At 67.5% G+C, this 25,774-nt stretch carries 18 protein-coding genes; 10 read left to right on the top strand and 8 right to left on the bottom strand.

Translation table 11 applies throughout. The features are described from left to right. Nucleotides 1-8: 8 nt before the first annotated feature. The 5 genes from KA383_16645 to KA383_16625 are packed head-to-tail and all read left to right on the top strand — an operon-like array spanning nt 9 to nt 6,612. On the top strand, nt 9-407 hold the full coding sequence (locus tag KA383_16645) for a hypothetical protein (protein MBP7747747.1): 399 nt from the start codon (nt 9-11) through the stop codon (nt 405-407). A gap of 14 nt (nt 408-421) precedes the next feature. Next, the gene (locus KA383_16640) at nt 422-1,609 is read left to right on the top strand and encodes an AI-2E family transporter (GenBank protein ID MBP7747746.1); all 1,188 of its coding nucleotides are present in this window, start codon (nt 422-424) and stop codon (nt 1,607-1,609) included. A 15-nt stretch (nt 1,610-1,624) separates the two neighbouring features. Beyond that, entirely contained in the window at nt 1,625-1,774 is a 150-nt protein-coding gene (locus KA383_16635) for a hypothetical protein (protein ID MBP7747745.1), read from the top strand. 30 nt (nt 1,775-1,804) lie between these two features. Then, nucleotides 1,805-3,622 (top strand): glycosyltransferase family 1 protein, encoded by a 1,818-nt coding sequence (locus KA383_16630; protein MBP7747744.1) that lies wholly within the window; start codon nt 1,805-1,807, stop codon nt 3,620-3,622. Nucleotides 3,623-3,642: 20 nt separating this feature from the next. Next, nucleotides 3,643-6,612: a hypothetical protein gene (locus KA383_16625; GenBank protein MBP7747743.1), complete on the top strand. Its 2,970-nt coding sequence runs from the start codon at nt 3,643-3,645 to the stop codon at nt 6,610-6,612. Nucleotides 6,613-7,183: 571 nt separating this feature from the next. On the opposite strand, the gene KA383_16620 is transcribed toward KA383_16625, so the two are convergent. Next, nucleotides 7,184-7,726: a hypothetical protein gene (locus KA383_16620; protein MBP7747742.1), complete on the bottom strand. Its 543-nt coding sequence runs from the start codon at nt 7,724-7,726 to the stop codon at nt 7,184-7,186. A 129-nt stretch (nt 7,727-7,855) separates the two neighbouring features. Between KA383_16620 and KA383_16615 the strand changes: the two genes are divergently transcribed. Beyond that, the gene (locus KA383_16615) at nt 7,856-8,554 is read left to right on the top strand and encodes an acetyltransferase (protein MBP7747741.1); all 699 of its coding nucleotides are present in this window, start codon (nt 7,856-7,858) and stop codon (nt 8,552-8,554) included. Nucleotides 8,555-8,571: 17 nt separating this feature from the next. Here the strand turns inward: KA383_16615 and KA383_16610 are convergent, their stop codons facing one another. Together KA383_16610 and KA383_16605 are read right to left on the bottom strand one after the other, a co-directional pair. Continuing rightward, entirely contained in the window at nt 8,572-10,440 is a 1,869-nt protein-coding gene (locus KA383_16610; protein MBP7747740.1) for an ABC transporter permease subunit, read from the bottom strand. Nucleotides 10,441-10,588: 148 nt separating this feature from the next. Further along, nucleotides 10,589-11,620, bottom strand: coding sequence for an HD domain-containing protein (locus tag KA383_16605; GenBank protein MBP7747739.1), 1,032 nt, complete (start codon nt 11,618-11,620; stop codon nt 10,589-10,591). A gap of 324 nt (nt 11,621-11,944) precedes the next feature. Between KA383_16605 and KA383_16600 the strand changes: the two genes are divergently transcribed. Continuing rightward, entirely contained in the window at nt 11,945-13,498 is a 1,554-nt protein-coding gene (locus KA383_16600; GenBank protein MBP7747738.1) for an HDOD domain-containing protein, read from the top strand. Nucleotides 13,499-13,624: 126 nt separating this feature from the next. Here the strand turns inward: KA383_16600 and KA383_16595 are convergent, their stop codons facing one another. The 5 genes from KA383_16595 to KA383_16575 all read right to left on the bottom strand — a co-directional run bounded on the left by KA383_16595 (nt 13,625) and on the right by KA383_16575 (nt 19,228). Then, nucleotides 13,625-14,233, bottom strand: coding sequence for a hypothetical protein (locus tag KA383_16595; protein ID MBP7747737.1), 609 nt, complete (start codon nt 14,231-14,233; stop codon nt 13,625-13,627). A 51-nt stretch (nt 14,234-14,284) separates the two neighbouring features. Continuing rightward, on the bottom strand, nt 14,285-14,794 hold the full coding sequence (locus KA383_16590; protein ID MBP7747736.1) for a J domain-containing protein: 510 nt from the start codon (nt 14,792-14,794) through the stop codon (nt 14,285-14,287). A gap of 463 nt (nt 14,795-15,257) precedes the next feature. Continuing rightward, nucleotides 15,258-15,833 carry a transposase gene (locus KA383_16585; protein ID MBP7747735.1) on the bottom strand — a complete coding sequence of 192 codons (576 nt, stop codon included), beginning with the start codon at nt 15,831-15,833 and terminating at the stop codon, nt 15,258-15,260. A 63-nt stretch (nt 15,834-15,896) separates the two neighbouring features. Then, entirely contained in the window at nt 15,897-16,823 is a 927-nt protein-coding gene (locus KA383_16580) for an ABC transporter ATP-binding protein (GenBank protein MBP7747734.1), read from the bottom strand. After that, nucleotides 16,823-19,228 carry a hypothetical protein gene (locus KA383_16575; GenBank protein MBP7747733.1) on the bottom strand — a complete coding sequence of 802 codons (2,406 nt, stop codon included), beginning with the start codon at nt 19,226-19,228 and terminating at the stop codon, nt 16,823-16,825. Before KA383_16575 ends, KA383_16580 begins: the two co-directional genes overlap by 1 nt. A gap of 344 nt (nt 19,229-19,572) precedes the next feature. Between KA383_16575 and KA383_16570 the strand changes: the two genes are divergently transcribed. The 3 genes from KA383_16570 (at nt 19,573) to KA383_16560 (ending at nt 25,651) form a co-directional block, all read left to right on the top strand. Next, complete coding sequence (locus KA383_16570) at nt 19,573-21,033, top strand: MATE family efflux transporter (protein MBP7747732.1); 1,461 nt, start codon at nt 19,573-19,575, stop codon at nt 21,031-21,033. A gap of 72 nt (nt 21,034-21,105) precedes the next feature. Beyond that, nucleotides 21,106-24,588: an isoleucine--tRNA ligase gene (locus KA383_16565; protein MBP7747731.1), complete on the top strand. Its 3,483-nt coding sequence runs from the start codon at nt 21,106-21,108 to the stop codon at nt 24,586-24,588. A gap of 115 nt (nt 24,589-24,703) precedes the next feature. After that, on the top strand, nt 24,704-25,651 hold the full coding sequence (locus KA383_16560) for a PHP domain-containing protein (GenBank protein ID MBP7747730.1): 948 nt from the start codon (nt 24,704-24,706) through the stop codon (nt 25,649-25,651). The last annotated feature ends 123 nt before the right edge of the window (nt 25,652-25,774 follow it).

Here is a 25,774-nt window from a genome sequence, read left to right as displayed (position 1 = left end):
TGGCGGTTATGGACGTGGAGCTGATGGAACGCTTCGAGCAGGCCATTCGCGCCGACGGACGCTATGCGCCCGAGGCGTTCGAGTTCCTGCATCGCGGCCTCGAATTCGCGACCCGCGGCAAGTACGGCACGGAAGCGGACGCCGGCCCGCGTCACGTGACCGGGCAGGAATTGTGCGAGGCGCTCCGTCATCTGGCGATCCAGATGTGGGGCCCACTGGCCCGCGAGGTGCTTCGCCGCTGGAACATCCACCGTACGCGTGACTTCGGCGAGATGGTCTACCTGATGATCGGCCTGCACATGATGGGCCGGCAGGACTCGGACGACATCACTGACTTCGACGATGTCTACGACTTCGACACCGCGTTCGGGACATACGAAATCAACATGGACGACACCGAAGGGTAGGGACGCCGCTGGGCATGCCGAGTTATATCCCCAGCCTCTCCGAGCCGGCCCGGCGCTGGATTCGATTCGGCTCCCTGCTGATCGCGCTCGGGCTGCTCTGCTGGATCGCGTTCGTGCTCCGCGGCGTGTTCACGCCGCTGCTGGTCGCCGCCGCGCTGGCTTACGTGCTCAATCCGCTCGTAACCTGGCTCGAGCGGCAGCGGCGCATCCCGCGCTTGGCGGTGGTGATCGTCGCATTCGCCCTGCTGGCGCTGGTCGTGCTCGTCGGGGGACTGTACGCCGGCAGCCGGACGCTGGCGCAGCTCGCCGAGTTGCAGGCCCGCATCCCCCACTACGTGCAGGTGGCCGGAAAATTCATCGCGGGACTGCAGGCCGAGGCGCAAACACAGCCTGCGGCAACCGCACCCGCAACCGCCGCGGCAACCGGCCGAGACTGGTGGGCCTGGGCGGCACCGCTGCTCCAGGAACACGGAATCAGAATTGCGCGTGTGGTCCTCGACCAGGCGAGCGCCGCCGCCGCCAACGTCGCCAATTGCCTCAGCTTCCTGGTGCTCGTGCCCGTGTTCACGTTCTATTTCCTGTGGCGGTTCAATGAGGGCATCGCCCTGATCCGCGACTACCTGCCGGCGGCGTACCGCGAGAACGTGATCCGCGCCGTACGGACAATCGACGGGGCGATGGCGACATTCTTCCGCGGCCGGTGCATCGTATGCCTCGTGGTCGGGCTGCTCATGGCGCTGGGCTGGACGCTGGTCGGCGTGCCCTACAGCCTGGCGCTGGGACTGCTCGCCGGCGTGCTGAACCTGGTGCCGTTCATGTCGCTGCTCGCGCTGCCGCCCGCGCTCGTGTTCGCATTCCTCGCTGCCAACGATTCCGGGACCCCCTGGCTCTGGCCGGTCGTGCTCACGATGGCAGTGTATATGGCGGTGCAGGCAATCGAGTCGTTCGTCCTCAGCCCAGCCATCGAAGGCCAGGCTTCCGGGCTGCATCCGCTGGTCATCGTGGTCGCGCTGCTGATCGGCAGTCAGCTCGGCGGCCTGCTCGGCATGTTGCTCGCCATCCCGGTCGCCAGTACGCTGCGAACGTTCGCCGCGGAGTGGGTGCTGCCCGAGGTCCGCCGCCTGGCACACGGACCGCCCGCACTCGCCCCCGATCCCGCCGCCGCCGCGCCGGCCAAACCCGAACCGGACGCGCGCGGCTAGCACAGGAAACCGGCCATGGTCGACACGAAAACCCAATCACCGCCGGACGCTCCGCTCGGCACACATCCGCGCCGGCCCGCGTGGCCGCTCGTCGCGCTCATCGCGCTCTTCATCCTCTGGTGCGCGTTTCTGGTCTGGCTGGCCGTGTACTATCCTGCCCGCTGATCGTGCGGCGTGCACCGGAGGCGCGCAGCGATGAGCTCCGACCCGACGAGGATCGACCTGACGCACTTCGACGCGCTGCGCCCCGCCAACCTCGACCCGACCGTGTGGTCCGCCAACCTGGCGGCGTTGCAGGGCCAGAACCCCGGGCTGTCTGATGAGCTCGCGCGTGTCGCGCTCCCGGACCACTGGCGCCCCGCACTGGCCCTCGACGACTTCGTCACCTACCGCATCGAACCGCCGGGCGCGCCGCCCACGTGGCTTGGCGGCACGGCCGCACCACTCGCCCGGGCGCGCAGCCTGATCGCGAAGCTCGATCCCAGTGGCAAAAACCCCGCCCTGCCCACGTGCGGCAGTGGCGCTGAGATCGTCATGCTCCTGGAGCGCCTGCCGGCCCATCGCGCTGTGTTCGTCATGGAGAACGACACACGCGCCCTCGCGGCCGTGCTGCGCGTCCAGAATCTCGCAGCCGCGCTAAACAGCCACCGCTGTATCCTCGTTCCGCCGGAACGCGAATACGCCTTCCTGACACAACTCCTCGAACGGCACCCCGGCCTGCTTTCGCCCGGCGAAATTCTGCTGCCGTTTCTGGTGCCCGCCGCGCGCGTCGCCGCGTTGCGGACGCTGGGTGAAGACGTGCTGCGAACGATCACGCAGCAGCGCGCCGGCCGCCTGCGCGAACTCGCCGCCGCTCCCCGGCCACCCGCTCGCGCTCTCCCCGACCGGCCGCGCGTCGCCGTGATTTCGCTCACGACATACGCTCCGACTCAGAACGTCGCCGAGCACATCACGCGCGCGGCGCGACAACTCGGCTGGCCCGTCCTGCTCAGCGCCGTCACCGACCCGCTGCACGCACACGCCCTTGCTCATTGTGAAGCGCTCGCCGCGTTCCAGCCGGACCTGACGGTCTGCGTGAATCACCCGCGCAGCCACCTGCCCATCGCCGCGCCCGGCGTAACGTACGTGTGGCAGCTCGATGCGCCGACCCGCCCGGACGAACTTCTCGCGAACGATACCCAGTACCTCGCCGCCTCCCCCACAATCGCACGCGCGCTCGCGGACGCCGGCGTGGCGCCGGAGCGCATCCATCCCTGGTACTGGGCGTGCTCGCCGCCTCCCGCAGACACAAGCTCGGATACCCCGGATGATGCCGTGGTGATCGCGGCCGATCTGCCCGACGCGACACCGACGTCCTGCGGCATCGAGCAACACGCCCATCTCATGCTGTGGGAGCATTTGGGTCAGCAGGTGACGCGGCGCTGGCAGGAAGCGCGCGTCCTCGACGCCCAGGGTCTGCTGGCGACCGCCGAACGCGACTGCCACTATCCCATCACCGACGACAAGTTGCGGGCCGCGTTCGTTCGGCTGATCGCCCAGGTTCTGATTCCCGCGACAATCGCCGCGCAGACCGCCGCCGCCGCCGCACGCAGCGCGCCGGTCTACACCTGGGGCCACGGCTGGCAGCGTCCGTCCGGCGGACAATTCAAGTCACTCGCAACGCATCTGCGGGCAGACCCCGTGATTCCGCCCGGCTGGCGTCCACGGGCCTGCGTGCTGGCGGGCCAGCCGGACCCCCTGCACCCGGCAGCCCTCCACGCCGCTGCCCGTGGCTGGCCGCTCCTGGTCCACGCCGCCGGTGGTCGTATGCCCGCGTCGGCATTTGGCGACGTGTTGCACCCCGGGGAGCATTTCGAAACCTTCGCCGACCTTGGGACACTCCGGCAACGCCTAGAATTCTTACGCAGCTCCGCGGCGTCGCCCCGCGCCCTGCGCGCGCGCCAACATGTCGCCGATAAGCATATATATGCGCGGCGCTGGCAGGAGTTGCTGGCGTGCGCCCGTGGCGCGTGAGTCGCACCCGGAGACCCGTCGTGTCCAGAGCCCGGCCAACGTCATCACCGGCCCTGTCGGCATACATGCTGGCTGCGGCTGGGCTGCTCGCGCATCCACCTTGCGTGGTGGCGGACGAGCCGGCGTTCACCGTGCTGGCCGACTTCGAGGATGCGTCCGTCGCCGCCCAGATCGCCGAGGCCCGGAATGTGCTCGCCAGCGACTGCCGCGTGGGCCGGGTCGCGATCCCCGCGCGCGGCCAAGGCTCGCTGACACTGGAGATCGGCGCCACGACGCACGCCGTTAGTGTCGCGTGCGATCTCACCTTTCGCGAGCCGACCCGCTTCTCACAGGCCGACCGCGTCTCCACTTATTGCTGGATCAACGAAGGGGAAAACGGCATCGCGTTTCGCGTGCGCGACGCCCGCGGCCAGTTGTTCGAGTCGCCCGTCCAGATCGTGAAACTCCCGCATCGCTGGGTGCCGGTTAGCGCCGACCTCAAGCCGGACAAGCTACAGCGTGTGCGCGGCACCGAACCGCTGGCCTACCCACTACAGATTCAGGGCTATCGCGTTACGACCGACCGGCTCGGCAAGCAGTCGGTGTTCTTCGACGAGCTGCTGGTCGAGCACCGCGTACGCCCGCAGGAGCTGATCCAGGGCGGTTTCGAGTTTGACGAGCCAACCCGCATCTACGAGCCGGGCTCCGACATTCGCGCGGCCGTGCTGCTCGAGAATCGCTCACGACAGACCGCCCTGAACCTGACCGTCGACCTCGCCTGGATGCGCCCGGACGGCACCGTGCTCCAGACGCAGCGCGCTGAGCTGAATCTGCCCGCCAGCGGCGTCGACTTCCGCTCGCGCCGCAAGCTGGACTTTTCGCAGCGGATCCGCGAGCCCGGGCTCTATCGGCTGGTCGCCCAGGCGCGCGCCTCCGCCTGGAGCACGCCCAACGCCGTCGAGACCAGCATCGCCGTCACACCCAGCAACCGCCGCGTCTCGCGCGGCCGGTCCACGTTCTTCGGCGTCCGCACGAACCTGCTGCGCGAGCCGGAACTCGATCAACTCCTGGAAATCAGCGTGGCGCGCGACATCGGCGTCAACCTGCTGGCCCTGGACGCACCATGGCGACTCATCGAGCCCAAGGCCGGCGCATTCGATTTCACACTGCTCGATCCAATCATTCCAATCGTGTCGCGCGACATGGCCACCCTGCTCGTCATCACCGAACCGCCCGAATGGCTTCCGCCCGATCCCGCCGCGCGCGTTCAGCCGCTCAACGCGTTAATTACCGCTCTGGCCGGTCACTTCGGCGAGCGGCTCGTCCGCTTTCGGCTCGAGGCCGCAGCCGTAGGCCAAGCCACGCTCGCGGCCCAGCTCGAGGCCGTCGCTGCCCTGCGCGCACGCCTCGCCGAGACCCACCCCAAGATCGACGTGCTGCCGCCGCCCATCCGCGTCGCCGCTGACGCCCCGGACTTCGATCTGGCCGCCTTCGCCCGCGCCAATCCGCACCTGCCGCTCGGCTTCGAAACGACCGGCGATTCAACGACCAGCCTCCGGGCGCTCGAGGCGTTTCGCGCGCAGACCGGCCTCGAATGGCACCCCTCGTACTGGTGGTCACATCTCAGCGAGCCGCTCATTGGCCCCGGTCACTTTTCCGACGCCGAAGACGTTCTGCGCCACTACGTCCGCGCTGCCCGCGCCGGCGTGGCCACCCTGACGTGGTTCGATCTGCGCGACGACGACAACGAATCCGCCGAGCCGGCGACCCGGCGCGGCCTGATCCGCCGGGATTTCAGCCCGCGCACACCGCTGCTCGGCTTTGCCTCAGCCGCGGGCATCCTCACTGGACATCGGTGCTCCGGGCCGCTCCCGGGCACGCCCGACGCCTTCGAGTCCGCTCTCTTCATCGGCGTCAAACGCCAGGTCGCGGTGCTGCTGCCCCATCCCAATCGCCTGCTCCCTATCGCCCTCGTCCCGGTCAGCACGTCCCCGGGCGACTTCACGGTGCAGGACTTTGAACGACGCAGCCGCACCGTCGTTACGTCGAGCGCTCCACCGCTCGTGCCCACCATCCCGCGTCCGCTCTTTTTGACCCTTGCCCTGAAGCAGGCCGAGACCGAGCCGGCCTTGACGCTGGCACCACCCTGGTTCCGCGTACCGGCGACCGTCTTCTACGGAACGAACACCTCCTTCGAACTCGAGCTGGACGCGCCACGCAACCTCCAAGGCAGCTATGTCCAACTTCGCCTCCCGAAGCCCTCACCGTTGGCTGCGTCCGCGTCCGCCGTGGCAATGCGCGGCGCAGCCGGCGACACGATCCGCCAGGTCATCACCCTTACGCCCCAGCCGGGCGAGCCGCCACGTCCCGTCGAACTGACGCTGCGGCTATCCCTCGAGGGTGAGACCATCGACCTGCCTCTCGCAGCGCGACCGCTCACCAACCTGCTGCCCGCCGGCGACCGCAAGTTGACCGAGCCCACTTTCCGCGTCGCAGCCCTAACCCCCGCAGCGCAACAGCGCGCCACTGCCTCCGTCAGCGTCCACGGCGCCTACACGCCCGCCGCCATTGAACTCGCCCTCCTCATCGAAGACGACCGGCTGGTCCCGTTCTCGGCGGACGCGCACGCGCGGGAAAGCGGCGACCAGCTCCTCATCGGCATTACACGCGTTGGCAGCGACGCGCTGACCCAAGTCCGCGTTGCTCCCGCGGATACCGCCCCACAGCCGCAGGCCCTGCACACCACGTCCGCGGGCCAGCTTGCCGGCTGGCGTTGCACGGTCGACGCCCCCGCAACCGGACCGCGGATTCTCTCTTTCACGATCCCCGCAAGCACATTCGGAGCTGGTCCGTTTGCCCCTGGAGATCTACTGCTGCTCGCCATCCGCTACGCCGACGACGATGCCGACGGGTTCCCCGCGGCTATGCTCTCGTGGGGCGGCGGCCTCGATGGCAGCCACTCGACACTGGATTACCAATGGCTGCGGGCCGCGCCGGCCGCAGCGCCTTGACGCCGATCGCGCAATAGAAAAGGGCGACCCAGATAGACGTCCACAGGAGGGGGGGTTGGGTTTCGAGCGAGGGGGCCATCAACCATGCATCGTATGGATGCCGATTTATGATGGCCTGGGACGTCGTTTCTTCAGGTCGCCCTCACGCACTCCGTGCCAAGTCGGGTCCGCAGCGCTGAAGGGTTGCATCGGCGGGGCTTCCATGCCCGGCCGATGCGCTTCGGTCGTCCGCAGCCCATCCCTGAGCGGCCGTGCCGACCGGGATCCACACTGGCCACGATCAGTCGCGGCGAGCCGAGGAGACCCGCAGCTACCGCCTTCACAGCGTTAACTAATCGGACGCAGTTATAATATCACATATTTTCCCCAGATGTCCGGAAACAATTACCAATTTTACCATCCACATCGCGATTCCTTCGCGAGGTTTATGGACAGTCGTGACAGGCCACCAGATACAGCGTTGTTGTTTGATTAGGGCTGCTTTATATGGGGGCAACTGAGCAATTATGGCCAGCCTTTATTGACCCCCTTTCCCCCACCTTATCCAGATTTACGGATCCGGTCCCGCAAGTCAGGGACTCAGGTTGCCGTGCGCGACTCGACGCAGTATCTTTCGCAGGATCAAATAGTTACGATCGCGGTAACGTGTCACTTCCGCGGTGATGATGAAGTCGCCCAGCCCGCCCTGGGCCTCGCGCTCCATTGCTTCAAGCAGTTGATTCGGCAGGATTTCGAGCGACTGCGTGGCCTGAGAGTCCGCGCCGGCCTGGAATACGAATTTGGCGCGGTCAGCCTCGATGAACAGCCGCCCGGGACGTTCCACCAGCAGCGTGCCTTCCAGCAACAGCGGCTGGCCGTTGGCATCCGTGCCGGCTTCGGGCTGCGTTGCCCCCGTACTGGGGTCCTGCGGGCGAATCGGCGCGGGGCGATCCTCCCGCCGTAGCAGCCCGCGCAGGATCGCCGCCTGCGGCGGCTTTCGCAGCGTCGTCCCGCTCGCGCCAGGCTGACTGCTGGCCGGCTGAGACTCTGCCGGTGGCACCGGCGGATCCTGCGCCGTGGGCGAAGAAACGAACAACCAGGTTGTGCAAAGCGTGGCAAGAATCCAGGACACCATCGTCGAACTCCCGTCCGTGGTCGCCCGCAAACCCGGGCGGCGTGCACATGGTACCACATTCTGCCGTCGCGTATATCACGCCGACCCCGCCCGCTTACTTCGGCCGATAGGAACAGCAGCGGAGCTGAGATGATGGACCCCGCGGTCATCTATGGTGCCGGCGGACTTGGCAGCCTCGTCCAGGACATTCTTGAGCAGGCCGAGCGCTACCAGCCCGTCGCCTTTCTGGACTCGAATCCCGCGCGCCACGGCAAGATCGTCGCCGGCCTGCCGGTGCGCGGCGGAATCGAGCAGGTCCACGAGCTGCTGCGCGCGGGCATCCGCTACGCCATCGTCGCGATCGGCGACAACGTGACACGCGTCGCGCTCGCCGAGACGCTTCAGGCCCGCGGCATGTGCCTGGCGTCCGCCGTCCACCCGCTTGCCAGCATCTCCCCTTCCGCCGTGCTGGGCGAACACGTCATCATCGGGCCACGCGCCACCATCTGCGTGCATGCCCGCATCGGGCCCCACACCGTCATCTCCGCCGGCGCGATCGCGGAACATGACAACGTCCTCGGGCGGGGCGTGTTTCTGCACCCGGCCGTCCGACTCGCCGGCACCGTCACGGTCGAGGACTTCGCGACGCTGGGCATCGGCGCTGCGGTCATTCCCGGCCGGCGCATCGGGTGTGGCGCACTGGTTGAGCCCGGCGCCGTCGTGATTCACGACATACCGGCGAACTCGGCCGCGGGCGGCATACCGGCCCTGTGTCAGCGCCCAGAGCGCTCGCGGTTCGTCCCCGCGTCCGCCGCGGGCACGCCGCGCACTCGAGACGCCACCGCCTGAACCGCGACTCCCCTCATTCACACGGATTGCCGCCGCACCGTCATATCGAAGCTGCGCACCATGCTGCTGTAGAGCGCGTAGGTGATCGCCAGGTACACCGCGGCCGCCACCAGCGCAAAGACGATCCGCGTCACGCGAAACGCGATGAGATCGCCCACCGACACCGGGCTGCGGCTGCCGGCGTTGGCGGCCTCCGCGACCGCCCACGGATCAAGCAGGCTCTGCAAGCCCCACACCGGCGTAAACGGCAACACGACCGCGGCGATGGTCGGGTTCGTCCCGCGGAACGCCAGCCCGCACGCGGTCAGCAGGCCCGCCGCGCCCATCACGATGCCGGTGCTGACCATCACGGCCTGCACCGTCTTGCGCGAAAGCAGCGAGAAGTGCAGCCCGACCATCGCCGCCAGCGCCGCGAACGCCGTCATCAGCAGCGGCACGAGGAACACGGCCTCAATGGTCATCACGTCCATCGCCGCACCGGTGTGCAGCAGGTCCGCGAGCCAGAAGGCCGCGATCGTCAGGGTGGGCACGGCGATGAGCGGAATCACCAGCCGTACCAGGCCCTGCAACATGCCCGCGATGATGTAACGGCTGGTAAGCGGCGTGGACAGCAGCAGCTCGATCGTCAGCGATTCTTTCTCGCGCGTCAGCGTGGTGGCGGCCGTGTTCGTCACGACCAGCAGGATGACCGCCAGCTCGATCCAGACCAGCGGAGTCAGCCAGGCGCGTACCGCTGCCGCCCCGACCGCACCGGAGCCAAACCCGCCGGCGTGGTACACGATGAGCAGATAGAACCCGATGACGATGCCGGCCAGGATGAAGAACAGCCGCAGAAACGAACGCCCGCCCGCCGAGGCGCGCGTCGCGGCCTCGCGCCAGGCGATCGGGTTGCGCCACACGCGGCGCGGCGTCCGGCGGCGCTCGCCGGCGCGATGCGGCACGACGCGCTCGACGAGCTGCGAGAGCCACGTCGTCTCGCCCTCGCGCGCGCCCCGGCGGACGTAGATCAGACTGATGAGCACCATCAGGGCAGACGCCGCCGTGGTGAGCACGACGTACCCGTATTGCGGGTACGCCAGCAGCCAGCGTGCCGGCCAGCCCGCCGCCTGCACCGCGGCCGGATCGGGCGCGGGCGTCTGGCCGGTCACGACGAGCAGCGCCAGGAATGGGTGCACAGGCGCAAGCCAGCTCATGCGGTATGGCCGCAGCGGGTCGAAGAACGGGAACGCGGCCGGCGCGGCCGCCAACTGGCCGTACGACGACAGGCCCAGCAGCTCGACGCCGACCAGGTAGACCGCGACGCCGGCGAAGAACGCGAAGATCGTCCGTCGTGTGCCGATCTTGAGGAAACTGATCATGATGGCAATGGAGCCGGTCAGCAGCCCGGTGCAGGCCGCCAACCCGAAGCTCTCGAGGATTTCGGCCGTGGTGACGCCGCCGTAGATCATGGTGATGCAGAAGATCGGCAGTCCGGAGAGCAGGAGCGCCCAGACGAAGTAGATGCGGCTGAAGAGCGACCCCAGCACGATCTGGGCGTTGCTGAGGGGCGTGGTAAGCAGGATGTGGTAAGTGTTGGCGTCTTTCTCCTGCGTGATCGCCCCCGCGCAGAAGACGGGCGCGACGAAGCTCATGAGAAAGAGCTGCGTAACACTCACCCACATGAACGTGTTGGTGGCCTTCTTGGCCAGATCGGCGAGCGACTGCTGGCCCGCCGACAGGAACAACCCACCCCCAAGCAGGAAGACCAGCGCCAGCACGCCCAGGTAGACGATGCGCGCCCAGAGATGACGCGTACGGCGCCCTCCGCCGGACACGACGCGCACGAGAATCGGGTTGGCCGGCAAGAGCCGCCACAGCCAGAGCCCGATGTCGCGGAGGATTCCCATGCGCGCCGCACACCCGTCCAAGGACCGGCCACACAGCGTCCGCCGGCCCCCACCGCTGTGGGCCGCGGCCGAGGGCATCCAGTATAGCGGGCCCGCCGCGACGCGTCTGCGGTCCAGATCCTGTACGCGTACCCCCGTCGCCCGAGCGTCAGTTGCGGTTGGCGATCATGCCACCCGCCGCCAGCACGTCCGGAACCGCTGCGCCGAGCGCGCTGGCGCTCTGGTCCAGCATCTCGAGCAGCACGGTGACCAGTTCGGCGTCCAAGTCTCCGTCGGCGGACGCCTTCAGCAGGATGGCCCGGCACTGCGGCGGCGGAAACGCCGGCCGGTACGAGCGGGCGGTGTTCAGCGCGTCGAAGACGTCGGCCACGGCGACGATCCGCGCCAGCAGCGGCACCTCGTCCGCGCGCAAGCCGTCTGGATAGCCGCGCCCATTCGGCCGCTCATGGTGCCAGCGCACCAGTGGCAGCACGCGGCGAAATGTCCGGAGCGGCTGCAGGATGTCGTGCCCCACCACCGGATGGCGTTGCACGATGGCGATCTCTTCGTCGGTCAGCTTTCCGGGCTTGTTCAGAATATGGTCCGGCACGGCCACCTTGCCGATGTCGTGCACCACCCCGCCGATGCGCAGGACCGCCAGGTCATCCGCCGGGACGCCGACCCGCCGGCCCATCTCGACAGCGTAGGTGCTGACGCGCTCGACGTGGCCGCGCGTGTAGGCATCGCGTCCCTCGATGGCATTCGCCAGCGACGTGATGACGGCCGTCGCGTCCTCAAGCGAGTCCGTGGCCCGCTTCGCCCGCAGCGCGCTCGACAGCCGCAACATCAGCTCATCCGGCTGGGCCGGCAGGCGGATGCAGTCATCGGGGCCCGCTGCCAGCACAGCCGCGCGTCCCGTCGGCACGTCGGCCGCAAGCAGGAAGATGACTGACAGGAACGCCGTGCGTGCATCGAACTTGATATGGCGGCACAGCTCGACGTAGTCTGCGACCGCGTCCCCCGGTATCAGCAGGACCAGGTCGAGGTCCGGCTGGTCGTGCACGCGGCGTAACACGCCGGAGGTCGACGCAGCGCGCTGGCAGATCCAGCCGTCGTCCTGCAGCAATGCCTCCAAGTCCCGGACGAAGTCGCCGGCACCGACGAGCAGGGCACGCTTGCTGGTCGTGGCAATCAGATCCACGCCCGGACCTCCCAGTCCCGGGGCCAGTCGTGTCGCCCCGGGCCGCACACAGCGCGGTTTTATCAACCCACGCATCGGGATCATCGGCCCGATCGTTCGCCAGGATCAACAACGCAGCCCTGCTTTCGCGCGTCCGAGTACAACCCGCCGCAGGCCGCACCCGCGCACTGGCGGCCCCGGCGCGGCACGCCACCGCGCCGCCGCAGTCAAGCCGGCCCCATCCCCACACGATACTAAGTAGGGGTCATGACGGAGGGGGAGCGACCGCAGGCACGGTCGTACGCCGGCGGCGCGGCCCCGGACGTGCCGGCGTGAGGGCGACCGATGGAACCGCAAACGTGCAGCACCACTGAAGCTCCGGTTAATTCGGCGGATCTGCAGCAACAGCTCGCGGCCCGGATTGGCTCACTCTCGTACCTGCCAACCACCGCGGCCGTGGCGATCAAGTTCGTCGAGCTCGGCAAAAACCCGCTGGCTGAGCCGGCGGACTATGCCAAGGTTATCGGAGCCGACAGCTCGCTGAGCAGCAAGCTCCTGGCGCTGTCGAACTCGTCCTGGGCCGGCGTGCGCACGAAGGTCACGAGCGTCCGCATGGCGGTGAATCTGCTCGGGCTCGGGACCGTGCGTACCCTGGCGATCAGTTACTGCATGACCGGCCTGCACAACGAGCTGCGCCTGACCCCGGCCGAATCCGAGGCGTTCTGGGAAGCGTCGCTCTCCAAGGCCGTCGCCGCCAAACGCTACGCGAGCCTGTTCGACGTGAAGCTGGCCGACGAGGCCTTCGTCGCCGGGCTGTTCCAGGACCTCGCCATCACGGTCATGTACTCGGTCGTCCGCCAGTTGTACCTCAAGCTGCTGCAGGATCCGCAGACCGGCGTAGACAGCCAGTTGCAGAGCGAGCGTGACCTGTTCGGCATCGATCACACCGAGGTCGGCCGCGCGCTGGCGCAGAAACTCGAGCTGCCCGAGATGTTCGTGGACACGATTGCGTTCCACCACAACTACGAACGGCTCACCGAGTTCGTGGATGCCGTGCCGCTGCGCGACGCCACGTACGTCGCGGCGCTCTTCCCGCACGCGCTGGACGCCTGGCACTATGGCGATGTACAGAAGCTGTCCGAGTTCTTCCAGCAGCGCGGGGCACCGGTGGACATGTCCACGTACGTCGCGGACGTGCAGGCGGAGTTCGCGCAGCTTTACACGTTCTTCAACGAGGGCCTGACGCCCCACGCCCAGCTCACCGACCTGCTGGCCCAGACGGCGCGCGAGAACGCCGACCAGACGACCGCGCTGGTCGGCAGCATGAATGCCCTGCTGCGCGACGCCGCCGCCCAGGGCGCACCTGCACCAGCCGCCGTGCCCGGTCCGCAGCCGGCCAGCGACCGCGACGCCCTGACCGGCACGCTAAACCGCGCCGCGTTCACCGCCGCCGCTGAGAAGCTGCTTGCGCAGGCGGCTCGGTACGGCGTGGCGCTCGGCGTGGCGTCCGTCGGCATCGATCAGCTCAAGGCCGCGTATGACCAGCACGGCAAAGCGTTCGGCGATCACGTGCTCCGCAGCGTTGTTGCCGAGCTGGGCGGCGCCCTGCCGTCCGACGCGCTGGTCGCGCGCTGGACGGATGACCAGTTCATGGTGCTGATCAATTCCTGCCGGCGCGGCGACGTGACCGAGGGGCTCAACAATTGCCTGAGTCACCTGGCCCGACACCCGTTCTCTGACGGCGAGCACAAGGCGACGATTGGCGTGCATGCCGGGCTGCTGTTCGTGCAGGCCTCCAACCGCGCTCAGGCGCTCGACGTGGTAACCGCGGCCGCCGAGAAGCTCATGCACGCCGCACGCAAGTCCGGTGCGCCGGAAGTTCAGGTCCGCGCCGTGTGAACGCCCATCCACCAACGGGGCTGGATTTTCCACGTGAAGTGTGTGGACTGCCGTACAGCAGTCCGGGTGCGGGCCGGGGATTGGCCTTTCAATCCAGGCACGCACCGCGGCCCGGTAGTCTCCGCGTCAACGCCACTCGCGCCAGCCGGCAATACGCGCCCCGCAGCCTGCGCAGCGCCCGGTGATGTTGTGGTTCAACTCAGCGCCACAGCGGTGGCAGAGCGTGGGCGCGTGGCAACTCGGGCACGGGTTCGACGCGAGGCCCTTCAGGCTGTATCCGCAGTACCGGCAACCCCACGGGGCGCCGCAGGTTGGGCAGACATCAACCTCACCGCGTGTGAGGTCAGTCCCGCATTGCGGACAACGCGTCGGCGCAGCGCAATTCGGACAATCCAGCGCGGCCGCAGAGTCGAGCCGCTGTCCGCAGCGCCGACAGGTGCGATCGCCCCGTGGACCGGCGTAGCCCGGCGACACTGAACCCCGCAGAAGCACGACGAACGCCGAACCCAACAGGGCAACCCCCAGCAACGCGGGAAGCCAGATGGGCACACGGGATGGCGGCGGCCTGGGTGCGTCGGTGCCGTCCGCAGCGCCCTCGCCGGTGACGGTGGCGGGCCGGTTGGTCGCCGGCGCTTCCGCCCCCGGCATAGAGAACGCCAGCCCAGCCGCGACGACCAGCATCAGGAGCCCCGCGGCCGCGAGTGACAGACAGAAATACAGGCGCTCATCCGACATCACGGCCACCGCATCGCCTGCCCGGCATCCGCACCGAATACGTCGAGGGCATCACGGATGCCTCCGGCTCTGCCTCCCCGAGACAACGTCCGGCACCGTCATGCACGCGAAAAAGAGCAGCACCAGCCCCAGCACCGCACAGCCCAGGCTCAGCACGGCCATTTGTGGCGACCCTTGCCCAGCGTAAAGCAGCGCGAACAGGCCGCTGGCGGCGTACAGCACGATCACTCCCAAATGCTGTACGGTCACGAACGTGGGCAAAGGCAGATACCGCCGTTTCTCCATCATGCCGAGCAGGCAGTCCGGACAGCCCAGTCGGCCGTCCAGGCCGTCCAGCAACTCGGCGTAGTGTCCGCACCGCGGGCACAGGCGGTAGTGGGCCATGTTCGGACGCAGGCCCATCGCCAACTGCAGCGCCCGATAGGCCGCGATCACTTCGACGAAGCGGCGATTGCCCTCCGGTGTGCGATTCAGATCCGGGTGGTATTTGCGTGCCAGCCGTCGAAACGCCGCCCGCACCTCGTCCCCGGTGGCGTCGGCCCCGAGGTCGAGGCTGCGCAGGTGATCGACGACGGTCGGTTCTCGTGGCACGTGCTGGTTGTCCTGTTCCCGAGGGACGCCACCGGGCCATGCGCTTGGTCGTGGTTGACCGATGGTGCCCAGCTTTCCGTGCTCGGCGTGAAGCCAGCTTGTAACGAGTATTGTACCGTCTCGGAGCCTCCGTGTGCGTTGGGGCCCCCGGCCTTTTCCGGGCACGGGTGCCGCACTGCGGCCGGCGATTCCGCCTGCTTGGTACACAGGCAAAGGTGCCCGCCCCGCCGTTTCTACGAATGGTGGGCGATGCCCACCCTACACCTTTCCCCTCGACATTTTCCCGCTTTTGGTGGGCGGTGCCCACCCTACTGCACCGCACCCTTCATCAATCGCACGAACGCGGTCACGAGTTCCACCTCCTCGCCGTAGGGTGGGCACCGCCCACCATCCCCTCGCCGTGGGGTGCCCACCGCCCACCATCCCCGCGGCATCACTCTCCAACCGTGCGAGCGATGTGGTCAAATGCCGGCGGCATCACATGCTGCGCCGCGCAACGACACTGCCAGTCCGCAGGATACCGTCCTTCACGCACCCACCGCGAAAAACTTGAGTACGGCCAGGCATGCGGGCAGCTCACCCAACCGTGCTTCACCGGGTTGTAATGGATGTATTCCAGGTGCGCGGCGAAATCATCGTCGTCGCGAATCGTGTGCTCCCAGAATCGTCGTTGCCAAACGGAACGCCCCCGATGCCGTAGACGTGACGTGCAGACCGGTTCCGGAACAGCGTGCGCCGCCAGGAAAGCCCGTGTGAACCGCGCCTTGATCAACCCGATCCGCGTGGAGTAGTCCGCGTCACCGTCCGGAAGCTCGCAGAGCAGATGGATGTGGTCGGGCATCACGACCGCGCCACGGAGCTCGAACGGATGTTCACCACGTACTCGCGCCACCGTCGCGCGCAGCAGCGCCACCAGCGCCCCGTCGCGGAACAGTGGGCGACGCGCGTAGGTGACGAGCGTCAGAAAGAACGTACCGCCCGGGGCAATCATCCGGCGATATTCGGGCATATCACCAAAGTGGTGGGCGGTGCCCACCCTACATTTTCCCGCTCTTGGTGGGCGGTGCCCACCCTACTGCACCACGCCCTTGGTCAAGCGCATGAACGCCGTCTCGAGGTCGACCTCCTCGCGCTTCAGCTCGTTGATCCGCAGTTTGTTCTGCAGCATGGCCTCCGCGATGAAGCTGAAGTCCGACACTTCCGCGCTGAGGTTCACCACCAGCGCCCCGTCGTTGACCTGCACATCTTCCACGTGCGGCAACGCCGCGAGCACCTGCCGGGCCCGTTGGGCATCGTCTGGCGTAACGACATGCACGACGGTCCCCACCCGCGCGCGGCGCAGCGCCTCGCGGACCGGGCCCTGGAAGATGAGCTCCCCCTGCTCGAGGATGCCGATGCTCGTGCACAGGTCCGCCAGCTCGGGCAGGATGTGCGAGCTGATCAGGATCGTCTTGCCCATGCGGTGCAGCTCCTTGAGCAGCTCGCGGATCTCGATGCGGGCGCGCGGGTCGAGCCCGCTGGCCGGCTCGTCCAGCAGCAGCAGCTTCGGGTCGTGCAGCAGCACCCGCGCGATGCTGAGGCGCTGCTTCATGCCGCGCGAAAGCGAGTCCACCAGTGCATCGCGCTTGAAGGTCAAGTCGGTCAGCTCGAGCACGTCGCCAACGATCTGCGTGCGCTTCTTGCCCGTGATGTCATAGGCGCTGGCGAAGAACTCCAGGTACTCCTGGACCACCATATCCTCGTAGGCGCCGAAGAAGTCCGGCACGTAGCCGATCAGCGGGCGGATTTTCCGCGACTCGTAACCCACGACGTGCCCGCAGACCCGTGCCTCGCCCCACGTCGGCTGCAGCAGCGTCGACAGGATGCGAATCGTGGTCGTCTTGCCCGCCCCGTTCGGGCCGATGTACCCGAAGCACTCGCCCTCCGCGATCTCCAGGTGCAGGTTGTTCAAGGCCACCAGCTTGCCATAGCGCTTCGTCAGGTTGATGGTCTGGATGATCACGGTACACCTTCCACGCCCAGCCCCGCTTCAGGCCGAGGCGGCACGCCTTCGTACGCCAGCGGCAGCCGCACGCGATACACCGTCAGGCCCTCCGACGCGTCCAGCAGCCGTCCGTTGCGCATCAGCCGCGCCGGCCCGGGCGTCGAACTCCAGCAGATCAGCACGGCCTGCCCGCGCAGCAGCCAATGCGTGATATCCAGCGGCGGCATCGCCTCCAGCGAGAGGGGCCGGCCCACCCCGCCAAGGTCAATCCCGCGGTTGTGCAGGTGATAGTTGCGCGTCGAGCCGAGCAGCACAGCCTGCAGGGCCGCGGTGGTTTCGCCGCGCAGCCGCAGCAGACCGCTCAGCCCTCCGCTCAGCCAATTCTGCTGTTCGCCCCACAACGTCGGCAGGTCGCGCTTGTCGCCCAGCAATTCGCTGCGCGCCCGCGTGCCCTGCCGCTCCCATTTTGCCCGATTGGTGGCCACCGTGCCATACTCCGCCTTCCCCAGCTCCGACACCTGCTGGCCCGCCGCGATCGCCGGCACGCGCACCACCAGCACGTTCGCTGCCGGCGGCACTTCCGCAACGTCCGCTTTCACCGCGTCCCCGTCCACCAGCGGGTAGAGCGTGTTCAGGCCGGCCGCCCGCCACGGCACACCGGCGGCGTCCTGGCGCGGGTCGATGAACAGCAAGTAACCCCCGTCGAGGCCGACGGTCAGATCGTTGGCCAGCCAGCTCCCGGCCGTCAGCCGCCCCGTCGCCCGGTCCACGCGCAGGTCGCCGCGCAGCGTGCCGTTCAGGGTGCCGGCCCAATGCCCCGCCACCTGCTTCAGCGTCGCCCGCACCAGCATGTCCTGCACCAGCCCACGCGTCGGCAGGTTCGCGTAGCGCGCCGGCGTCACGTAGCGCGTGGCCCCGCGCGGGTTGCGGGCCAGCGGTCGGAGCCAGCCCGCGTCACCGGCCAGGGCCAGATCCACGCGTTGCCGCACCGGACTACAGTACCCGAACAGGCACGGCCCGCGCCCCTCCGTCGACCCCGCCTCCAGGTCCACGATGCAGAACGAATGCACGCCGCGCGACAGCCCCTGCACCGCGCTGACCGTCCCCAGGCTCGCCGCGCTCGCCAGCACGGCACAGCCCGCGAAGACCGTCCAGCTCAGGTGCGTCTGCTTTCGCCCGCGCAGCCACGCCCAACTCGCCAGCGTCGCCAGCACGATATACGCGGCGACGAACAGAAACGCGAACAGGCCCAGCAGCGCGGTGGTGGCGGTGAACTGCACCGGCTTCACGAACCCGTCATAGAGCCGTTCCCGGTCATCGAGTCCATAGTGCAGCGTCTCCGCTTCCTTGTCCTTGAACACGGTCGGATAGCGGTTCAAATCGATCAGCGCCCCCACCAACTTGTCCACCTCGAGCGGTGCCTGGTCGAGCATGTCCGCCAGTCCGCCGGCCAACGTCACCACGCGCCCGGACCCGACCAGCCGCATCGTCACCAGCGCGAGCGCCCCCGTCGGGCCGAAATCGCCCAGCGTGCGAAAGGCGCCCGCCGCCGGCTGCGCGGTCGTGACGGCCACCGGCGTGCGGAACTCCCGCGTGCGCCAGGTGGAAGGCGCGACGTTGTCGAACAGCGCCGGGAGCCGCGTGACCTCGACGGTCGCGCCCTCGCCGGCCAGCGGCAGAATGTCGGCCAGGTCGCTTTTGCGCAGCGCGCCCCACTGCGGCCCGACGCCGATGATCAGTTGCCCGCCCGCGCGGACCCACGCGCGCAGCGCGTCGCGCTGCGCAATGCTGAGCACGACCGGGTCCGGCTTGTCCCAGATCACGACATCCACCGCCTCGAGGCCCCACCACCGGTCCGGCAGGTCCGCCGCCGGCAGGTGCGCCACGACCACGTTGCGGTAAAACTCCCGCCGCCCCTCCGTGCGTTCCCCGGGCGACCAAGTGCTGCTTTCGAGGCCGTCCAGGCGCGTCACATGCGGATAGCTGAGGTCCAGGATGAGCAAGTCCTCGCTCACAAGCGTCGCGACGGGCTGCGCCGGCAGCGGCAGCTCGGCCACCAGCGCGTCCTGGTCGCTGACGAGGTCCACGGCCGTCGGCAGTTCGTTCAACGCCTCGGCCACCGCGTAGCACCAGAACCGTTTCGGCGGGCCGCCCTCGCCGGCGAGGGTGACCTGCGGTTGCGTATACGCGACGCGGTCACCGTCCAAGTCGGCCGTCTCGACCCGCAGCTCGCCGCTGAACACCTGGCTGCCCTGGCATTGCAGGGTGACGAGTATGGGGAACCATTGCCCCTCGCGAATCACCGGCCCCTTGGAGGTCTGGAAACCGATGCCGACCACCTGGCCCTGCACGATTTGCGCGTGGGTCACGGCGGCACCCAGGCCGAGCAAGAGCACAAGGCACAGCCGTGTTGCGTGCATGCGGTTCACCCGTGCAGCCGGAAGTCTCTGCCATCACATTCTACGGCCACCGCAAAGGATGCACCACTGATGATGACCACCGCCTTGACAGGATGGGCCAGTGGTGAGCATACTGGATTGTTCGTGGAGCGGTTGCGATGCGTCGCGACCGGCTCGCGCTGCGAGGAAGCCGATGGGCCCGTTGATTACCTGGAACCTGGAGCCCGTGTTCGTGCCGGGGTCACCCGCGCCGCCGTAGACTCGCCCGCAGCCTGCGAAAGCCAACCGCCCCGGCAGCCAACCGACTGCCGGGGCTTTTTTTCGTACTCCCCGGGGACGACCCCGGGCGGGAAAGGCGTACTGCCGTGACGACGACCGTTGAGCATCCCGAGTGGACGACGGGCACCGCGCTGCGCGAGCTCGTACGCCTCGCGCTGCCGATTGTCGCCATGACGGTCTCCCGCATGCTCATGACCTTTGTCGACTTCGTCATGGTGTCGCAGCTCGGGACCGAGGCGCAGGCCGCCATCTCACCCGCCACCATGTTCGTGTTCGTGCTGGGCTGTCTGGGCCTTGGCATTGCCACCGCGACACAGACGTTTGTCGCCCAGGCCGTGGGCCGCGGCCAGCCCCGCGAGGCCGGCGGCTACGCGTGGCAAAGCCTGTACATCGCCCTGGCGCTGGGGCTGATCACCGCCCCCCTGGCCGCCACGACCGCGACCTGGTTCACGCCGCTGACGCAACTCGGCCAGCATTCGCCCGGGATGGTCGAGATGGAAGTCGCGTACGTGCGCATCGCCCTGTGGAGCCTCGTGCCGTCGGTCCTCTGCATTGGCCTGGAGGGCTTCTTCAACGGCATTCAGCGCCCGCGCATCGCCCTCGTGGCCATCCTCGCCGCGTTGGTCGTCAACGTCGCCGGCAACTGGTTGTTTATCTTCGGGCACCTGGGCTGCCCCCGCATGGGCGTCGCCGGCGCGGCCCTGGCCACCGTGATTGGCTGGCTGGTGCGCGTCGGAGTGCTCGTGGTGGCCATCCTCCACCGCGAGACCGACACCCAATTCGGCACGCGCCATTCACTCGGCCTGCGCTGGGAGAAACTGGCCGGCCTGTTGCGGATCGGCGGCCCGACCGGCGTGCAATGGCTGGTAGACATCGGCTCGTGGGCCGTGTTCCTCCTGCTGATTGTGCCGCCGCTCGGTGTGAACACCACGGCCGCCAGCAACGTCGGGCTCCAGCTCATGCACCTGTCCTTCATGCCCGCGATCGGCGTCGGCATCGCCCTCTGCTCGCAGGTCGGGTTCGCCATCGGGGCTGGCCGGCCGGAAGAAGCCATGTGGCGCGCCCGCATCGCCCTCGCCTTGAACATGATCTACATGGGCGCGGTCGGGCTGCTGTTCCTGCTCGCCCGCGAACCGCTGATCGCCATCTTCAACACCGATCCGCTGGTCATTCGCGCCGGCGGGCACGTGCTGATCTGGGCCGCAGTGTTCCAGATCTTCGACGCGATGGGCATCACATACATGAACGCTCTGCGTGGCGCCGGCGATACGCGCTTCATGGCGATTCTCATGGCCGTCTGCTGCTGGGGCATCTTCGTCGCCGGCGGCTACGCGACCGTTGCTCTGGCACCCGGGTGGGGCCTGAACGGCCCGTGGTCGATGTGCACGCTGTACATCATCGTTGTGGGCGTCGTCTTGTGGTGGCGGTGGCACGGTCAGCGCTGGCGTGCGATTCGCCTGTTTCAGGACCACGGCCCGGTCGCCGGCAACGAACCGGCCGCCAAGACCGCGGCGGTGGCAACGTCACCGGCTGCGGGCGGCCCGTAGCAGGCGCGGCCGGGATTCTGTATGGTGTAGGATTTCGCGGACGTACGTCGCTCTTGTCCCGCGGAGGTATGAATGTTCGCGCCGCTGCCCGCTCAGTTCAGCTTTCCTGAATCCGAAGAACGCGTGCTCGAATTCTGGGAGCGGCACAACATTTTCCAGCGCTCACTGGACCAGCGCCGGGAGGCTGCGCGCTTCGTCTTCTACGAGGGCCCCCCGACCGCCAACGGCCTGCCGCACCCCGGGCACTGCCTGACGCGCGCCATCAAGGACCTCTTCCCGCGCTATCAGACCATGTGCGGCAAGCTCGTCGAGCGTAAAGCCGGCTGGGACACCCACGGCCTGCCCGTCGAGGTCGAGGTCTGCAAGGGCATTGGCATCCACACGAAAGAGGAAATCGAGGCCTACGGCGTCGAGAAATTCGTCCGCAAATGCATCGAGAGCGTCTTCCGCTACACCCGCGAATGGGAGCAGATGACCCGCCGGCTCGGGTTCTGGGTGAACCTCGAGGACGCGTACGTCACGTTCCATCAAAGCTATGTCGAGAGCGTGTGGTGGAGCCTGAAGACGCTCTTCGAGCGCGGCCTGCTCTACCAGGGCCACAAGGTCGTCTGGTGGTGGGCCCAGGGCGGCACGGCCCTCTCCGCCGGCGAGGTCGGCGAGGGCTACCGAACGGTGCAGGACCCGTCGGTGTACATCCGGTTCCCGCTGGTGCCGGAGAAGGGATCAAGGGATCCAGGGATCAAGGGGTCGAGCGAAGGCCGCCCACCGCCGCACCTTGATCCCTCGATCCCTGGATCCCTCGATCCCTCTCAGCGCGTTTCGCTCCTTGTCTGGACGACGACGCCCTGGACGCTGATCAGCAACCACTTCGCCGCCGTCGGCCCGGACATCGACTACGCCCTGATGCGCGACAAGACGACCAACGAGTGCTTCTACATCGCCAGCCCGCTGGTTGCCGACGTCGCCAGCAAGACGAAGCACGACTTCGAAGCCATCGGCGTGTGCAAAGGCAGCGACCTGATCGGCCTGCGCTATGCGCCGCCATTCGACTGCTATGCCCGCACGATGGCCAGCCAGACCGCCGCGTGCAAGGACGGCAGCGTGCAAGCCATCGCCTGGCGCGTGGTCCCCGCCGACTTCATCGACCTGGAGACCGGCACGGGCATCGTGCACATCGCGCCGGCGTACGGCGAAGTGGACTTCCTGCTGCTCCAGGACGAGCGGCAGCGGTTCGCCGATTTCGACGCCATCCCGCTGATCAACGCAGTAAAGCCCGACGGCAACTTCAGTGCGGAGGCCCCCGCAAAGTACCAGGGCCGCTGGGTAAAGGACTGCGACAAGGAGATCATGCAGGAGCTGAAAGAGCGCGGCGTCCTGTATCACCAGGCGACGATCGAGCACGAGTACCCCTTCTGCCCGCGGTCGGAAGATGACCCGCTCATCCAGTACGCCCGGCAGAGCTGGTTCGTCCGCACAAGCCAGTTCAAAGAGGAATTTCTCAAGAACAACGACGCGGTCAATTGGCTGCCCGAGCACATCCAGGAAGGCCGCTTCGGCGATTTCCTGCGCAACAACGTGGACTGGGCGCTGTCGCGCGAGCGTTACTGGGGCACGCCGCTGCCGATCTGGGTCTGCGAGAAGACCGGCAAGATGGAAGCAATCGGCTCGTACGCGGAACTGCTGGCCAAGCCCGGCGCCACCGATGGCGGCGTCTGGGAGCAGGCGAAACGCGAAGATCCGACGATCCCCGATCACCTGCGGGTCCACAAGCCGTACATCGACGCGTGGACGTATGACAGCCCGTTTGTGGATCAGGGAACAGGGAACAGGGAACAGGGAACGGCCACCGCCCGCATGCGGCGCGTCCCGGAAGTCATCGACTGCTGGTGGGACGCCGGCAGCATGCCGTTCGCACAGTGGGGTTTCCCGCACGCGGACAACAGCGTGCAGACTTTCTCGAAGCGCTTCCCCGCCGACTTCATCAGCGAGGCTATCGACCAGACGCGCGGCTGGTTCTACGGGCTACTGGCGATCAGTACGCTGCTGTTCAAGCCGGGGTCACCCAATGCTCCGCGCGCGTACCCCATGCCGTACAAGACCTGCATCGTCCTCGGCCACGTCATGGGCGAGGACGGGCTGAAGATGTCGAAGCGGACGAAGAACTACAAGGAGCCGACGTACATCTTCGACCACTACGGCGCAGACGCGATGCGCTGGTACTTCTTCAGCGCGCAGGCCCCCTGGACCTCCGTCCGCTTCCAGGAGGCCAACATCCGCGACGCGCAGCGCGAGTTCCTCGTGCGCCTCTACAACGTCTTCAGCTTCTTCAACATCTACGCGAACATCGACGGCTTTGCGATCGAGGGAACAGGGAACAGGCAACAGGGAACAAGCTGGCGACCCGCCGCCGAGCGCTCCGAGCTCGATCGCTGGATCATCAGCGAGCTGCACCGCACCATCCGCGACGTCCGCGCGAACATGGATCGCTTCGAAAACTACCCCGCCGCCGGCCGGATCAACGATTTCGTCGACGGCCTCTCGAACTGGTACGTCCGCCGCTCGCGCGAGCGCTTCTGGCGCGGCCAGAAAGACCAGGACAAGTGGGACGCGTACCACACGCTCTATGGCGTACTCTGGACGCTCAGCCAGCTCATCGCTCCGTTCACGCCGTTCTTCGCGGAGACGATGTACCAGAACCTCATCAACCAAAGCCACGCAGCCACGGAGCCACGCAGCGGCGAAGGGCAGCCGATCTCCGTTCACCTGTGCGACTACCCGACGGCCGATGAGACGCTCATCGACGAGGGGCTCGCGCAGGAGATGGACCTTGTCCGCCAGATCGTCTCCCTCGGCCGCGCCGCGCGTACGGCCGCGAAGCTCAAGGTCCGCCAGCCGCTCGCCCGGGCCGAGATCATCCTCGCCCGCCGAGAGCATACGGAGTGGCTGCAGTCACATAGCGCACTTATCGCGGAAGAGCTGAACATCAAGCAGGTCGGCTTTACGACCGAGGCCGAGCAGTACGTGACCTACCAGATCAAGCCCGACTTCAAGGCCATCGGCCCGAAGTTCGGCAAGCTCGCCAAAGAGGTCGCTGCCGCCCTCACCGCGCTGGAGCCGACCGCCGCCCGTAAGGCGCTCGTCGAGACCGGCATGCTGACCGTGACCGTCGCAGGCCAGGCCGTGCACCTTACCGAGCAGGAGGTCGCCGTCCGGCTGGAGGCGAAGCCCGGCTGGTCCGCGGCCCAGGGCCGTGGTGGCGTCGTAGTCGTCAAAACCGAACTCACCCCGGAGCTGCGCGACGAGGGGCTGTGCCGTGAGTTGATCCACCAGGTGCAGGAACTGCGCAAGAGCCAGAAACTGGCCTACGAGGCACGCGTCGCCTTATACGTGACTGGCCCGGCGCCCGTGCTGGATATTGCGGCCCGCTATGCGAATACCATCCAGAACGAGTGCCTCGCCGCTATAATCCACCACTCCGCACCGCCCGCCGGCACGGAGACCCAGACGGCGCGGATCGAAGGCCACGAGGTCACGCTCGGCATCGTGCCGGCCTAGCGGCGGACATCCAACGCGGCACGACATACCGAAGGGATTCTTTACGCCCGGAGCACGAAACGCTTACAATCCCTCCCCACAATGCCCATCCGTACCGGCATTGGAGCTGCAATAGATGAGTGACTTGCTGACGCCCCTTCTCGAATACACTGCCCGCCGTGAAAGCGGGCAGCGCGTGTGTTTTGACCAACGTCCGGGCGTGCGGATCGACCTGCACTGCCACTCGACGTTTTCGTACGAGACCCTGCGCTGGTTGCCCGGCCTCGTCTACCACCCCCTGTGCGAGCCGGAGGATCTCTATCGCCGCGCGAAGGCCCGCGGGATGGACTACGTGACGATCACCGATCACGACTCCATCGACGGCTGCCTCGCCCTGGTGGATCGCCTCGGTCCCCGCGCGGACTTCATCTTCGGCGAAGAGGTTTCCGCCCGCTTCCCCGAGGACGGCACGGTAGTCCACATCAACGTCTTCGATCACAACGAGGCCCAGCACCGCGAAATCCAGCGCCTCCGCGGCAACATCTACGACCTGATCCCGTATCTCCGCCAGATCGACAAGCTCTACGTCCTCAACCACATGACGTGGACGTCGCAGCACCGCGTCCTGACCTCCTGGCAGATCGAAGCCATGCTCGAGCTGTTCGACGTTTTCGAGGGGCTCAACGGCACGCGCAGCTACGCGCACAACGCCTTCGCTTGGCACGCCACCCGCGACCATAACAAGGTCCTCGTCGCCGGCAGCGATACGCATACCGACCGCGTCGGGACCACCTACACGCTGACCGAGGGCACCACCGTGGCCGAAGCGCTGCGAAACATCCGCGCCGGCCAGGTCGCCTGTTGCGGCGGGTTCGGCACCCCGGAGAAGTTGCGCGAAGACGTGTGGGTCGTGCTCCAGAAGAATGTCGAACGCCGCATGGCCGAGGCCACCAGTCGCTGGGAACGGTTCGTCTGTCGCACGGTCCAGCAGGCCGGCAAGACGCTTTATCCGCTGGTGTGCCTGGGGTATCACAAGCACCAGGATCTTCTGATCCGCGGGTTTGCCCGGGCCCTGCCGGCGTAAGCGGCGGTTGCGAGGCACAGCCCCCACCGGACGCTGGCGCAGTGCCTCAAAATCAATCCAAGCTGGATGGTACCGACATCTTGCCCGCTCCCGCGACGGGCGGGACGCCCGTACCACCTCTGC

It is taken from the genome of Phycisphaerae bacterium (assembly GCA_017999985.1).
Classification (GTDB): domain Bacteria; phylum Planctomycetota; class Phycisphaerae; order UBA1845; family Fen-1342; genus JAGNKU01.
Note: the sequence above shows the minus strand (reverse complement) of the source record. Positions and strands in the feature narration are given on the sequence as shown.